Origin of the sequence: Lacticaseibacillus brantae DSM 23927 (genome assembly GCF_001436115.1) — a bacterium.
In the GTDB taxonomy this organism is placed as follows: domain Bacteria; phylum Bacillota; class Bacilli; order Lactobacillales; family Lactobacillaceae; genus Lacticaseibacillus; species Lacticaseibacillus brantae.
The window spans coordinates 123,349-136,678 of the sequence record NZ_AYZQ01000001.1 but is presented as its reverse complement, the minus strand read 5'-3'; the positions used below and the strand labels follow the sequence as shown (position 1 = coordinate 136,678).

At 47.1% G+C, this 13,330-nt stretch carries 14 protein-coding genes and 1 tRNA gene; 7 read left to right on the top strand and 8 right to left on the bottom strand.

Going from position 1 to position 13,330, the window contains the following annotated elements:
- Window positions 1–17: 17 nt before the first annotated feature.
- Window positions 18–920: a UTP--glucose-1-phosphate uridylyltransferase GalU gene (gene galU, locus FC34_RS00685; RefSeq protein ID WP_057893458.1), complete on the bottom strand. Its 903-nt coding sequence runs from the start codon at window positions 918–920 to the stop codon at window positions 18–20.
- A 161-nt stretch (window positions 921–1,081) separates the two neighbouring features.
- Here galU and FC34_RS00680 point away from each other — a divergent pair, with 161 nt between their 5' ends.
- Window positions 1,082–1,786: an SGNH/GDSL hydrolase family protein gene (locus FC34_RS00680; RefSeq protein WP_057893457.1), complete on the top strand. Its 705-nt coding sequence runs from the start codon at window positions 1,082–1,084 to the stop codon at window positions 1,784–1,786.
- A 170-nt stretch (window positions 1,787–1,956) separates the two neighbouring features.
- Here FC34_RS00680 and FC34_RS00675 read toward each other — a convergent pair whose 3' ends face one another.
- Window positions 1,957–3,030 carry a phosphomevalonate kinase gene (locus FC34_RS00675; protein ID WP_057893456.1) on the bottom strand — a complete coding sequence of 358 codons (1,074 nt, stop codon included), beginning with the start codon at window positions 3,028–3,030 and terminating at the stop codon, window positions 1,957–1,959.
- 199 nt (window positions 3,031–3,229) lie between these two features.
- Between FC34_RS00675 and FC34_RS00670 the strand changes: the two genes are divergently transcribed.
- Both FC34_RS00670 and FC34_RS00665 read left to right on the top strand, forming a co-directional pair.
- Complete coding sequence (locus FC34_RS00670) at window positions 3,230–3,439, top strand: DUF1659 domain-containing protein (RefSeq protein WP_057893455.1); 210 nt, start codon at window positions 3,230–3,232, stop codon at window positions 3,437–3,439.
- 11 nt (window positions 3,440–3,450) lie between these two features.
- A complete protein-coding gene (locus FC34_RS00665; protein WP_057893454.1) occupies window positions 3,451–3,678 on the top strand; it encodes a DUF2922 domain-containing protein in 228 nt (75 codons plus the stop codon).
- An 80-nt stretch (window positions 3,679–3,758) separates the two neighbouring features.
- On the opposite strand, the gene map is transcribed toward FC34_RS00665, so the two are convergent.
- Window positions 3,759–4,550: a type I methionyl aminopeptidase gene (gene map, locus FC34_RS00660; RefSeq protein WP_057893453.1), complete on the bottom strand. Its 792-nt coding sequence runs from the start codon at window positions 4,548–4,550 to the stop codon at window positions 3,759–3,761.
- Between the two features lie 160 nt (window positions 4,551–4,710).
- On the opposite strand from map, the gene FC34_RS00655 reads away from it, so the two are divergent.
- The gene (locus FC34_RS00655; protein WP_057893452.1) at window positions 4,711–5,169 is read left to right on the top strand and encodes a flavodoxin; all 459 of its coding nucleotides are present in this window, start codon (window positions 4,711–4,713) and stop codon (window positions 5,167–5,169) included.
- A gap of 47 nt (window positions 5,170–5,216) precedes the next feature.
- Here the strand turns inward: FC34_RS00655 and FC34_RS00650 are convergent, their stop codons facing one another.
- The 3 genes from FC34_RS00650 to FC34_RS00640 all read right to left on the bottom strand — a co-directional run bounded on the left by FC34_RS00650 (window position 5,217) and on the right by FC34_RS00640 (window position 8,278).
- Window positions 5,217–6,119, bottom strand: a complete 903-nt coding sequence (locus tag FC34_RS00650) for a YihY/virulence factor BrkB family protein (RefSeq protein WP_420805036.1) — start codon at window positions 6,117–6,119, stop codon at window positions 5,217–5,219.
- 226 nt (window positions 6,120–6,345) lie between these two features.
- The gene (gene wecB / locus FC34_RS00645; protein ID WP_057894121.1) at window positions 6,346–7,470 is read right to left on the bottom strand and encodes a non-hydrolyzing UDP-N-acetylglucosamine 2-epimerase; all 1,125 of its coding nucleotides are present in this window, start codon (window positions 7,468–7,470) and stop codon (window positions 6,346–6,348) included.
- Between the two features lie 208 nt (window positions 7,471–7,678).
- Window positions 7,679–8,278 carry a TetR/AcrR family transcriptional regulator gene (locus tag FC34_RS00640; protein WP_057893451.1) on the bottom strand — a complete coding sequence of 200 codons (600 nt, stop codon included), beginning with the start codon at window positions 8,276–8,278 and terminating at the stop codon, window positions 7,679–7,681.
- Window positions 8,279–8,534: 256 nt separating this feature from the next.
- Here FC34_RS00640 and FC34_RS00635 point away from each other — a divergent pair, with 256 nt between their 5' ends.
- Window positions 8,535–9,770: an aminopeptidase gene (locus FC34_RS00635; protein WP_057893450.1), complete on the top strand. Its 1,236-nt coding sequence runs from the start codon at window positions 8,535–8,537 to the stop codon at window positions 9,768–9,770.
- 117 nt (window positions 9,771–9,887) lie between these two features.
- On the top strand, window positions 9,888–11,606 hold the full coding sequence (locus tag FC34_RS00630) for a DUF6792 domain-containing protein (protein WP_057893449.1): 1,719 nt from the start codon (window positions 9,888–9,890) through the stop codon (window positions 11,604–11,606).
- A 582-nt stretch (window positions 11,607–12,188) separates the two neighbouring features.
- Here FC34_RS00630 and FC34_RS00620 read toward each other — a convergent pair.
- The gene (locus FC34_RS00620) at window positions 12,189–12,617 is read right to left on the bottom strand and encodes a hypothetical protein (protein ID WP_057893447.1); all 429 of its coding nucleotides are present in this window, start codon (window positions 12,615–12,617) and stop codon (window positions 12,189–12,191) included.
- A gap of 65 nt (window positions 12,618–12,682) precedes the next feature.
- Between FC34_RS00620 and FC34_RS00615 the strand changes: the two genes are divergently transcribed.
- A tRNA-Arg gene (locus FC34_RS00615) sits at window positions 12,683–12,756 on the top strand.
- A 96-nt stretch (window positions 12,757–12,852) separates the two neighbouring features.
- Here the strand turns inward: FC34_RS00615 and FC34_RS00610 are convergent.
- On the bottom strand, window positions 12,853–13,317 hold the full coding sequence (locus FC34_RS00610; RefSeq protein WP_157052193.1) for a hypothetical protein: 465 nt from the start codon (window positions 13,315–13,317) through the stop codon (window positions 12,853–12,855).
- Window positions 13,318–13,330: the final 13 nt, after the last annotated feature.

The window sequence follows — 13,330 nt, the reverse complement described above, 5'->3', positions numbered from 1 at the left end:
GGCACCAAAACCTTTAACTATTTCGAGGCTTTAGGCGTTTCTTTCTTTAAGCGATCAGCCAATTCAAGGATATAAGCGCGCAAATCATCTTTAACTTCTGGGTGGGTCAAACCGTATTCGACATTGGTTTGAACATAACCGAATTTGTTCCCCACATCGTATCGCTCACCCTTAAATTCATGGGCAAAAACGCGCTGGGTGTGATTCAATTCATCAATGGCATCCGTCAATTGAATCTCACCACCAAGCCCTGGCTTTTGGCGATCTAAGATATCAAAAATTTCTGGTGTCAGTAAATACCGGCCGATGATTGCCAAATCACTTGGCGCTTCGTTAACAGCGGGCTTTTCGACGAACTTACGCACATTAAAGAGCCCCGGCCGGACTTCTTTTTCAGGATCAATCACACCATAAGCTGACACATCTTCATGGGCAACTTTCTTCACCGCTAGGATGGAAGCATGCGTGCGGTTGTATTCTTCAATCAGTTGTTGCGTTAAAGGAATCTTATCCGACATCAAATCGTCACCAAGCATCACAACAAATGGTTCACCAGCGATGAATGATTTCGTCAATCGCACAGCATCCCCAAGGCCATTAGGGTAAGGCTGGCGGACAAAGAACAGATTAACGCCGATATCTGTGGTCTCGTGAACTAACTTTAACAAATCAGTTTTATGCTTTGCTTCGAGATTTTGTTCCAGTTCCGGTGCGGAGTCGAAATGATCTTCGATGGACCGCTTCTGTTTCCCTTCAACAATTAAAATGTCTTCAATCCCTGAAGCCTTCGCTTCTTCGACAATAAATTGAATCGTTGGTTTATCAACGATTGGTAACATTTCTTTGGCTAAAGCTTTGGTAGCGGGCAAGAACCGTGTGCCCAACCCCGCCGCTGGAATGACAGCTTTACGAACTTTCACAATAACGCATCCCTTCATCTTGCTGTAATACTTTAATCATACAGGATTTGGGCATTGATGTGTAGCGCTTACGGCCGGATAATCATTAAATATGCTATAATTTTGACTAGGCCAGTACGAGCTATCAGGGTCGGATTGATCAGCTGAAATGGAGGAAGCCTATGCGTTCAAAGCAATGGATTGGGTTAGTCATCGGGATGGTCTGCGTGTCTTTGGCCATCTGGTGGGCCGCAAGTCGGCGTCAGCAGACAAATCAGCCGGTTATCAGCAGAATTACTAGTCACAGCACGATAAAGTATGTGGCATTGGGCGATAGTCTGGCTGCCGGTTACTATACCACCACTGAGAAAAACAGCTATCAATATTTGGTTGCTAATCAACTCAAAAACCAGGGTTATCAAGTCAGTCTTGATGGTTTCTGGCAAGCTGGTGCGACGCTGCAAGGCTTTGCTTCGCCCAAAATCAATCGAGTAATCGCCATGGTCCCTGATATTATCACCCTCGAATACGGCACCAACGAACAAGACCGCACCAATCCAAACTACGCTTCCCCAAAGCAATATCAACACCAGTTGACCAGCGTCATTGCGACCCTGCAGGCCAAATTGCCTAAAGCCAAGATTCTCGTGCTCACATCTTGGTTGGCCGAAACGGCTGCCGATTACACGGCCGTGGTCAAGCAGGTCGCAAAACAGCAGCACGTGACGGTAGTGAACCTCACGCCAATCTGGCAAGAAACTGATAATATTAGCACGCCTGCCACCAGGTCTTTTCAGGGTCAGGGCGACAATTATCATCCAAATGATGCCGGTAATCGCGCCATCGCAAAAGCAATCATGGCCCAACTCAATCACTTACTTAAATGAAATCAAAAAGGAGTTGTGACAACATTTCGTGTTGTCACAACCCCTTTTTGATTTCCGAATAAACTAGACTAATCGCGTGCCACAAGACTGAGAATCCTCATTCTCAAAGCTTCTTATGTCACAGTTTCTTTTATTTTCTCTTGGTCAAGTTGCTAATTAGTTCCGTCAGCTTAATGGTCGAGATCATGAACCTTAAAGGCCAAAGGTTCGATATCTGCCTCAGTCCAGCGGGCAATCATTGCCTCTATTGGTTGATTTCGGTCCAAGATCACGATCCCACAATCACCGCCGCCAGCACCAGAGGTCTTCGCCGCTCCCCCAATTGCTTCAGCGGACTCACGCATGGCTGCCAACTTCGGTGTTTCAATGGCAACACCGGATAGTGCAGCCAAATTCGTCAATAAGGCTCGGTTATCCCGAATCCCCTGTTGAATTCCGGCCAAATCTTGACGGTGAAAGCTCTCAATCAAAGCCTCAAGAATATCGCGACTGGCAGCTAAGAACTGTTGGTAAGCGTCACGATGAGTTGCCTTGGCAATGGTAATCTTGTCGACAAGTTGCGAAGTTGAAGCTGGTGACCCCGTCCACCCAATTAACAGCCGTAAATCGGCCGGTGGCGTTAACAATTCAATCGACAACTCGGGCCAATCCATTTGTAATAAATCTGTCAGGCTCGCTGTATAGCGTTTGGCTGCCAGCCAACTTTTATCAAAGGAACGATAAGCGATCCACCCACCATACACTGAAGCCGCTATGTCGCCCAAGGAACCGTTCCCCTGGACATCGAGATGAGCAATCGCCGAAAGCTTGTAGATTTGATCAGCACTCATGTGGAGCTCATAGAAGGCATCGAGTGCCTTGACAGTTGCGACTGTCACAGCCGCAGAACTGCCTAGTCCGTACTTTTTGCCGTCAATAGAATCTAATTCAGAATCAACATAGAGTTTATAAAGACTTAGTGGTCGATTAAGTTCGCGCGCGTATTTTTCAGTCAATCGAATGGCTGAGAGGATGTAATGAAAGGGATTATCCCGATTATCAAAAACCATCTCGTCGCCCACTCGTGACCATAATAGTGAATTCTCTTGATATTGGTTTGAAACAATACTGCCATACTGCTCCATTGCTTCGACAGTGACAGTGACAAACTGGTTTAAGGCGACAATAATCGCCGGGTAGCCAGTTTCTACTACCGCGTATTCCCCAGCAATATACAGTTTGCCAGGCGCTTGCGCTGTTACCACTCAATCAGAACCCTTCACCAATTATTTACCTTACAAAATTGTCACACAAGACAGTATATCGCTGAGAACACCTCACTGACAAGCTAACAAATGGGTTTTACTGTTTCTTAGAGTTTAACAGGGGGTGCATTTCACGCTCCTGACCTATTTATATAGGTGTAAGTCGCGACTTACCATACAAATTAGGAGGCGATTTTCCATGAGTCGATTGTTTAAAGCTTTGTCAGTCACGTACACGTATTCGAATGCCAACAATGCCAGCTATAAGTTGGTCCGTCGAGTAAATGATGTCCGGTCTGACGCAACTGATCAACAAATTCTGGCCATTGGCCAAGCCTACGCAAAGTTATTGCCAGGCGACCAACTTACCCAAGTCATTATCACAGAGCAGAACGCAGTCCAAGCCTAGGAGGATGACACATGAAATCACTAATTTTTACCTTCCAAGCAGCCGATCATAAAACTAAAACTTTGCGCGTGAATGCCTTTGCCGGCGACATCGATGCTAATCAGGCCTTAGCCTTTATGCAAGCCGTGGCCGATAATCCTATCGTGGTCCGCAATGGCGTCCCCCAGTACGTGACAATTGTCAGTGCCAAAGCGGTCACAACGAACGAAACGCCACTATTTAACAACAAGAAAGCTTAGCCTACCCGCTCCAAACTAAGACAATCAAAAAAGCCGCTGACAACATAAAGTTGTCAGCGGTCTTTTGCTGTGCAGCGCAATTATAAGTATTTGGCATCCAGAAGCGGATCTTGACTGGTCAAAATTTTAGGCCCGTCAGCAGTAATGGCAATCGTATGTTCATATTGCGCACAATCTGACCCGTCTTCAGTCACGTAATATTCCCAACTATCGTCTGGCACCCGTTCCGAAGCAATTTTCCAAGTGCCCGTCGTGATCATCGGTTCAATTGTAATCGTCATGCCTTCACGCAGCCGCAAGCCTTGCCCTGCTTGGCCATAGTTTGGAACAGCCGGGCTTTCGTGAATCGTTGGTTGAATCCCATGTCCAATTAGTTCCCGGACATCACCGTAACCATATTCGCCTTCAGTGAAATCCTGAATGGCCGCACCGATGTCGCCAATCCGATTGCCAACCACGGCTTGATCAATGCCGCGATATAAGGCTTGGCGAGTGACATCCATCAATTGTTGACGCGCTGGGGAAATTTCACCCACCGCGTATGTCCAACAAGAATCACTCTGATAGCCGTTCAGCTCGACGCACATATCGACTTTGACAATGTCACCTTGCTTCAGGCTGAGGTTCTGGCGCGGAATGCCGTGTGCCACTTCATAATTAACACTGACACAGGTGGCATACTTATACCCGTCAAACCCAATTTGGGACGCAATGCCACCATGTGACTCAATATAGTTGCGTGAGAAGGTTTCAATTTCCCAGGTCGATAATCCTGGCTTAATCAAATCCCGTAAGCCCAGATGCACCCCAGCTAAAACCGCACCTGATTGGCGCATCCCTTCAATCTCGCGTGCTGACTTAATTGTAATCATGACTTTGACCTCCTCGAGCGGTGACGAACCGCCCAAATTATTGCCTTAAGGTTACCCGAGTCCTAATGTGAAATCAACTGACTGCCTCTGGTCACTTGCGGTTGGCTCTGCTATAATCAGTTTCAGATTTGCACACAATGCAGGAAGGATGACGTGATTCATGGCTACTGCCAGAATTGTCTATGCCAGCATGACCGGAAACAATGAAGAAATTGCCGGTATTGTTGAAGAAGCGTTCGAAGATTTAAATATTGATGTCACCACGACTGAAGTTTCCCAATCAGATGCGGCTGACTTTGAAGATGTGGATATCTGCGTGATTGCCATGTATACATATTCCGATGTCGGCGAAGGTGAACTTCCCGATGAAGCCCTTGATTTCTATGAAGACTTACAACAACTGGACTTAACGGGTAAAGTTTACGGTTGTTGTGGCAGCGGTGATCGTTTCTACGATGACTTTGCGACAACCGTTGATAAGTTCGATGTCGCATTTGCCAAGACCGGCGCAACTAAAGGCGCGGAAAATGTCAAAATCGATCTCGATGCCGATGAAGATGACATTGAAACCCTTGAGGCCTTTGCTAAAGCCATCGTTGATAAGCAAGCCACCATGTAAGCCAAACTAAAAGACGCTGTTTCCCAAAAGGGCAAACAGCGTCTTTTTTAATTTTTAGCGCGTGAATTACGAATGAGATCCGCGACTTTACCGGGACTCCGATGCAATCGACCGGTATAATATTCAGCCACAAGCGAGTTAATGACAGCCCCCACAATTAGGATCCAAGCCGAGAAGTTCAACCACAGGAGCAAGATAATGAACGTCCCCATCGTGCCATAAGAACTGTATCGCGTCCCGAAATTCCGCATATACCATGAAAACGACTGAGCCAGTACGATCCAACCCACGGTCGTCAACACCGTCCCCGGAATCACGGTCCACAGACGAATACGCACGTTCGGCAAGAAATACAGCAAGAACATTATCGCCGCAAAAAGCACCAAGAGTGTGACTGGCCACCGCCACGCTAAGAACGTGTGTAACCAAGCGTCAGAGATTTTGAAGGTTGCATTCAACCATTCAAGAAATTGCTGGCCAAAAGCAAACGCCACCAAGACAGCGCCAACGACTAAGATTAATAAGAAGGTCAGAAGCATCGACAATAAGCGTTGAACAAGAAAATTTTGTGCTGGAGGCACGCCGTACGCCTTGTTAAAACTAATTTTCAAGCCATTGATTCCTAAACTGGCAGCCCAGAGAGTGGTAATCGCCCCAATGGATAAAACGCCCCCACTCCCATTCTGCAGAAGATTCTGAATCACTGGTTCGAGCCAATCCATGATGTTACTGGGGACAATTTGTCCGACGTAATCCGAGACAGTCTGATAATTGATTTGTAGCAGTGGCAGTAGGTTGCCCACGACCAGAAACATCGGAAATAAGGACAACAACGCATAATACGCCAATGAAGCGGCCGATGTGCCTAGATCAGCATCGTTGAGCCGCTTAATTGATAATTTCAACAATTCGCGGCGTTTATATTTGCCAGGCATATCCATGGTCGCCAGCGGGATATGACCCGCGCGAATGGCCTGTTGTTGTTCCTCAGTCAAGGGGACTGCTTTTTTCGCATGCCGGTTTAATACCGGTTTCGTACGCTTGGCCACACCTTGGCCTCCTCTCATGTCTTCTTTTCTCAATTATAGCAAAACAAACTGCGGCACTCACTCCCGCCAAACAAAAAGCCGAAGCTGTGGTGCCACCCTGCCGGTGGTCACGGCCTCGACCATAGCTTTAAACAAAAGAATCCGGTTTATCAGACCGTTGTTTGAAGTAATAACTGATGGCATCCAGAATCCGTCGAGCGGCTTGACCGTCGCCATACGGATTCTTAGCGTTTGCCATTTTTGCATATGCGGCGTCATCTTCGAGTAATTCAACCATTGCAGACTGCACAGCTTCGGGTTGTGTACCAACCAGTCGCAGCGTACCAGCTTCGACCCCTTCCGGCCGTTCGGTGGTATCACGCAACACCAAAACAGGTTTTCCTAAAGATGGGGCTTCTTCCTGGACCCCACCAGAATCAGTCATGATGAAATAGCTGCGTGCCGCTAAGTTGTGGAAATCAACGACATCCAGGGGTTCAATCAGATGAATTCGCGGATGTTGTCCCAGAATCTCATTAGCCGCTTCTTGGACGACCGGATTCAAGTGGACCGGATAGATGATTTCAACATCGGGATGTTGTTCAACCACCTGCCGCATCACAGTGAACACCCGGCGCATTGGTTCACCCTGGTTCTCACGCCGATGCATGGTCACCAGAATCACCCGTTTATCTGGGTCAATCAAATCCAAAACGGAATGATGATAATCATTTTGGACGGTTTGCTTGAGTGCATCAATGGCCGTATTCCCAGTGACAAAGATGTTGTCGGCCGGATGATTTTCTTGTAACAAATTGGCTTCACTTTGTGTTGTTGGTGCAAAGTACAAATCACTTAAGACATCAGTCAACTGCCGATTCATTTCTTCTGGATATGGACTGTACTTGTCCCAGGTCCGCAGGCCGGCTTCAACGTGTCCAATGGCCGTTTGATGGTAGAACGCCGACACGCTGGCCGCAAAAGTTGTGGTCGTGTCCCCATGAACGAGGATAATATCAGGTTTTTCTTGATCAATCACAGCTGCCAAATGAATCAGGACGTTGCTGGTAATCTCATCCAGGGTTTGGCGTGGTTTCATGATGTCTAAATCATAATCAGGTTGAATCTTGAAGATTTCCAAGACTTGGTCCAACATTTGTCGATGTTGGGCACTGACGACAGTGACGGCCGTAAACTCATCGGACCGTTCTTTTAAAGCCAATACGACGGGCGCCATCTTAATGGCCTCTGGCCGTGTGCCAAACACTGTCATCACTTTAATTTTTTTATTCACAATCTGGCCCCCTCAATTTACTTCTCTCAGTATATCAGAAGCAACTCACGACTGGGGAGCTGACCGCCAATTTCTCGCTTAGTTTAATAAAATCACCCAGAACAGCGACCCACCATGATTGCGGACCAATGAAAAACGGCAATAAAAAAGTAGGCCAATACTTTGGCCTACTCGAATATTTTATGTATTAGCTTGCCACAATGTTATGAATGAACGCTGCGCCATCCGTCTGGCTGAACCGACCGTTCTTAATGAAATCGTCGGTCACTGCTTCAAGAATCTCGACCATTTGTTTGTCATTAATGCTGATAAATCCTGAAGCGGACAGATTAGCAATCCCCGTCGCCACAATCCAAATCCCAGTGACTGTGTTGAGACGTTGACTTTCGGGCAAATTCTTAGCCGGTGGATATTGATCCAGGATACGCAACCCGGTATCCAGAGCATATTCCCGCATGGTGTCAACACCAAAATGATCTTCAACAAAGACGGCGTTATATAACGCCCGGTTATCCAAAGCAAAGTGGATATACGCTAAGGCCAAATCAATCACCGGATTGTTGGTATAAGACCGCTGCATTTCGCTAGCTAAGAAGCCTTTAATCTTCTCAATGACAGCCGTCTTCAAATCATCCATACAAGTAAATTCAAGGTAAATCGGTTGGGTTGAGCAGTCCATGCGCTTTGCGATATTCCGCGCAGTGAAGCTCTTGAAGCCTTCTTCAACTACCAGCTGATATGCGGCGTTTAAGATTTGCTCGCGGGTAATGGTTTTCTTACGTGCCATGTAAATCTCCTCATTATCAGTTATGTAATCCACACTAAAACCAATCAAGCCGGCATTGCACCCGACTGAATTAGTGCATGGTGTTATCTTAACAGATATCAATATTCAAGAAAAGGCTTTAAAAAACAAAAATTCATCTTTTCACAAACTTTTCATATTTTGTTCATAAAGTCACATTGGCAAAATTTGACATTATTCCCCAGATGATTGGCGGTATGATATGATAAACGCACTATAAAGGAAATGAGGTTACGAAATGACGCAATCAAACTTTGTTGAGAACTTACAAAAATATGCTGACTTAGCTGTCGGGACAGGGATCGATGTCATTCCTGGCGATACAGTCTACATTCAAATTGCCGTTGACCAAGCCCCACTAGCACGGTTATTGACAGCTGCTGCCTACAAACGCGGTGCCGCCGAAGTCTTAGTTCAATGGAATGACGACACCATTAAGCGCTTGGACATGCAGAATAAGGCTGACGATCGTTTATTTAATATTCCAGATTATATCCCGGCAGAATTTGACTACTGGTTGTCCCATGATGCCAAGCGCATCACCGTCATTTCCGCTGACCCTGACAACCTAAAAGGCATCGATGCTGATCGTGTCGCGAAATATAACGATGCTTTTGGCAAAGCTTACAGCAAGTTAATTAACGCGATTTCATCCAACAAAATTAGCTGGACCATTATTGCTGCCGCCAGTCCCAAATGGGCGCAAAAAGTGTTCCCGGAGGCTAAAGACGCTGACGAAGCAGTCGACTTATTATGGACAGAAATCTTTAAGACTACACGTATTGACCAAGTCGACCCTGCTGCGGCATGGAAGAAGCATGACGAGACCTTACGCGAAAAGGCTGCTTGGTTGAATGAAGAACAGTTTGACCACCTGCACTACATGGCACCCGGCACTGATTTGGTCGTCGGTTTGCCAAAGCATCACATCTGGGAAGGCGCTGGCTCCTTCAATCCTAAGGGCCAAGAGTTCATGGCCAACATGCCAACTGAAGAAGTGTTTACGGCGCCTGATGCTCGCCGCATTGATGGTACCGTCAGATCAACCAAGCCATTAGCCTATGCTGGTAATATTCTTGAAGGGATGCACTTCACCTTTAAGGACGGCCAAGTGGTTGAAGCCCATGCTGACGAAGGCGACGCGGTTTTACAGAATCTATTGAAGATTCAAGGTGCGCGCTCACTTGGTGAAGTCTCCTTAGTTCCTGATCCATCCCCAATTTCACAATCCGGGATTACCTTCTTTAACACCCTCTTTGATGAAAATGCCTCTGACCATATGGCTTTGGGTCAAGCCTATCCATTCTCCATTGAAGGCGGCGTTGACATGACCGAAGAGGAACTGATTCAAGCAGGCCTCAATCGTAGTGAGACCCACGTCGACTTTATGATGGGTTCTGCCAACATGAATATTGATGGTATTAAAGCAGATGGCACGGTCAAACCTATTTTCCGCAATGGTGACTGGGCCTAACCACACTAAAAAGCCTGTTTAATGACAGGCTTTTTTTGTGGGGCAACCGGGCGTGCTATTTGTACACATCATCACAGAGACTGGTATAATTGGAAATTGCGAAGGGAGGGGTTAAAAATGAATCTTGGGGACCAATTGCGTCAACAGACAACCACGCTTTGGGCGCTGTGCGAAAACTTTGAAGGCCTGGTCTTTAAATTAGGGACACTGATACCTAATGCGCAGGCCAGCGAGACAAACCGCGAATTGATGGTTATTAATGATCAACAACAGTCATTGGCTAAGCGGATTCGTGCAACGCTAACTCATTTGCGGTTCTTATTGACCTCTCACACACTTGGAACCAAGATTCCTGACTCTCTTACTCATCCGTTTCTTCAAGAAATCAAAACCGCCTTGGCCAATCGACCGGCCATTCAGAGTTTTGACTTGGACGTCCCAATCGATGACGTCCTCACCCAACTTGAAACCAATATTACCGCTCAACACTTGGCTGGCCTCCGGTCTCTGGTTATTCGGCTGGAAATGGCCTTATTAGCCGGCCAACCACCCGAGACCAAGCCATACACGGCCGGCTCCTTATATCACGACCGACAATTCTTGGTCAACCTTATGCAATATGATGCCTACCCGCATGATTATCCGCAGGTGGACGCGCCCACTTTCCTGACTTGGCTGGCTTACCGGCGAACAGGCGTATTGATTGATTCCGCTGTTGTCTATAATCTCCGAACCGAGATTTCAGAAGCTGCACCAACCGGTCTATCCGGTGGGGCATACTGTCTCAAAGTAGGCGAACAAGTCGAAGGCTATCTCGTTTATCGCGGCGCCGAACGGACTGGCCAGGCTGGAGAATGGGCTGAAACGGCCTTGGATTGGCAGTATATGCTCAAAAGTATTCTGTTGGCTCAGGATAATCGCGAAGACCAGTTGCCCTATGCCCGCCGTTTCGCACAATATACGCTGGCCCAACTGAAACAAGACAATGTGCCGGCCGCACTCTACGGTGTTGGGCATTCACTTGGCGGCCAGTTAGTTCAAGCCGTCCAGCTATTGGATCACCCTTTCACGGCTGGGTTGACCATTAACACCGTACCTGTACAGTTACGGCAGTTGCGGCACGCTGCTCCTAAACGTTTCTCAACACAGGAATGGCACGCACTTGCGCAAACCAATGCCTTGCAGTCGGAAACCACCATGCCAGAAATGCACATTACCAATCTGCGATTCAACCGAGACTTCACGGATCTTTTCTATCAAGTCCCCGGCACCATCTGCGTTGGTCGCACCATTAGTTATTCGATTCCGGACTGGCATTACCCCTTCACCGCTAATTTAAAAGCCTTTTTTACTGAAACTGAACTACAATCCTTATTAGATATTTTGCGGTATGGGATGGTGCGTTTTGATCGTGCGTCCACTCAAACACAGCTCATTAATCAAGTGGTTGCTCTCGTTATCGATACGTTAATTACTTTCTATCGAACCGCGAGCACCAAAGCGACCATCACCCTTTTTAATCACTTGAACCGTTATCTTTATCATTGTGGATTTCTAACCGAGAAGCCGGAATCCATGCACTATAGCAGCCGCAAACATCGGGCGCTGCGGCAGTTATTAACCAATGTGATGCTCCAGCGTCACTACTTGAAACACCTTAACAAAGGCATGTTTGCTGCCGTGATCAATTTCCACATCGTTAACGGCGTGAAATTTATGATTACCGATGAGCGTGCCGGTGTCCCGATTGTTGAAGTCGGCCGACAAGACGCGCCAGTGGCCGCCGTACTGGATGAGGTGTTACCCGATGATCCACTGATTGAGGTTGCCGACTAACAGGTTTTCACGGACCTCGCCACCTCGAACCAGCGGTTAAAAACATCGAAGCGCCCAACTCGATATATTTTGCAAACTCAAGGCGATTTATTTGGTCCATTAAAGATGAGGCTCCCGTAGCGGCTTTGTTAGTTAAAGCAAAAGAAACAAGTTCCTTACCTCAAGAAAAAGAATTGCAACTCCTACATCAAATTACAAAACGCCGACCCACAAAAGTAAAAAACTCCTGCGATACTTGGACAAGCATCCACTAGAAACCGCCTAGCAATTCCCCAAGACTTCAAAAATCAAAAAATCTCTGAGACGTAATTTCTCTCAGAGATTTTTTCTATCTTCCAATTTCTCATCTTCTTAAAACCAGTCGCAAGCCGCCTTGAATAATGATGCTATACCCCAATAACAGACCAAATGTCATTGCAAGACTGCGATTGAAATTGAGCCACCATAGTAAATCTGGGGTCACCAGCCAAGCCACAAGCCAAACGATGATTAACAGGCCCAGAAAAAAAGGAAAACCATGGAGTGCATTGGTCAGGTCTTGCCGCGAGGGGCTAATCCCAAACACAATCACCATTCCCACAATCAGCGCGGCCGCCACCCATGGCCAATCAAAAACAATCTGAAGCCCGTTGGCAAAAAAGCCCGCTGCGTCAACCGGCTCATTACCAGCGCGTTCCCCCACACTGGTGCCGTGGCAGATAGAAACATCCCTGTCTGTTGCCAAATGCTGTGAGGTTTGAAGTTCAAGGTCACATGCGCGGCGCTACCGGCAGCTTCATCTGCACGCATTGACAAACCTTTAACGCGAATGCCAAAAATCATCGCCACGCTGGCGTGCCAGAGTTCATGGATAAAAATTCCCGGCTGCATCCACCAAATTTGGTGATTACTCCGCCCCGTGCGATTGACCGCCAATTGCACCGTTGCGTCGTTTAGCCATTTCAAAGTGGCAACACCGACAATAAAGATAACCAATGTTTGGCCAAGCGTCCGCCATAATAAATCCCACATAAGTGTGTTCCTTTCGTAATCCGTTTGACATGCCCAGTCTCTTCAGTCAAAATATATACTAGTTTGCATCCTTAGCTCAGCTGGATAGAGCGACCGCCTCCTAAGCGGTAGGTCATCGGTTCGATTCCGATAGGGTGCATTGTGCATTCATAAATTGTACCGCTTGTCGCCAGAAAACAATACTCGTCACATAAAAACACCGCAATGGCAATCAGCCGTTGCGGTGTTTTGGCGTTTAACCGCGGCTCAGCAGAAACTGAACAATGAAAATAACCTGAATTGATAAGGCCGCCAATCCCAAAATCAAAGCCGCAATCCACAACCAGCGGCAGATGGTGATCAACCGTATTTCCCGGTTGTTCAGCGATACGCCGCGAATCGACTTTCTTTTGGCTAAGGCAATCCCAAGAAGAATCCCCATACCGACAAAACCAACGGCCAGCGTGACGAGACCGACAAGTTCCCAGCGCAATGATGGCGGCCACTGGTGTTCGGCCACAATATCGATTAGATAGCCTGCCACAATCAGGATAATCACCGCGTAATTCACCTTAGAAACCTTGTGCCGCGGCATATTGCCTAACCGACCGCTCACCAAACCTAAGGCATATATTTCAAGACCAGTAGCCCCGATAATTAGGACAAAAAATCCCTGCCAACAATACTGGAGCATCGTCGCTAACATTATGGCTCTGTTCATAATCGCCCTCCGT

Excerpts from the sequence above, each read along its gene's own strand:
- FC34_RS00630 (WP_057893449.1), top strand. The coding sequence starts at position 9,888 with ATGAATCTTGGGGACCAATTGCGTCAACAGACAACCACGCTTTGGGCG.
- wecB (WP_057894121.1), bottom strand. The coding sequence starts at position 7,470 with ATGACAGTGTTTGGCACACGGCCAGAGGCCATTAAGATGGCGCCCGTC.
- FC34_RS00610 (WP_157052193.1), bottom strand. The coding sequence starts at position 13,317 with ATGAACAGAGCCATAATGTTAGCGACGATGCTCCAGTATTGTTGGCAG.
- FC34_RS00655 (WP_057893452.1), top strand. The coding sequence starts at position 4,711 with ATGGCTACTGCCAGAATTGTCTATGCCAGCATGACCGGAAACAATGAA.
- FC34_RS00680 (WP_057893457.1), top strand. The coding sequence starts at position 1,082 with ATGCGTTCAAAGCAATGGATTGGGTTAGTCATCGGGATGGTCTGCGTG.
- FC34_RS00635 (WP_057893450.1), top strand. The coding sequence starts at position 8,535 with ATGACGCAATCAAACTTTGTTGAGAACTTACAAAAATATGCTGACTTA.
- FC34_RS00620 (WP_057893447.1), bottom strand. The coding sequence starts at position 12,617 with ATGTGGGATTTATTATGGCGGACGCTTGGCCAAACATTGGTTATCTTT.
- FC34_RS00665 (WP_057893454.1), top strand. The coding sequence starts at position 3,451 with ATGAAATCACTAATTTTTACCTTCCAAGCAGCCGATCATAAAACTAAA.
- FC34_RS00640 (WP_057893451.1), bottom strand. The coding sequence starts at position 8,278 with ATGGCACGTAAGAAAACCATTACCCGCGAGCAAATCTTAAACGCCGCA.
- map (WP_057893453.1), bottom strand. The coding sequence starts at position 4,550 with ATGATTACAATTAAGTCAGCACGCGAGATTGAAGGGATGCGCCAATCA.
- FC34_RS00670 (WP_057893455.1), top strand. The coding sequence starts at position 3,230 with ATGAGTCGATTGTTTAAAGCTTTGTCAGTCACGTACACGTATTCGAAT.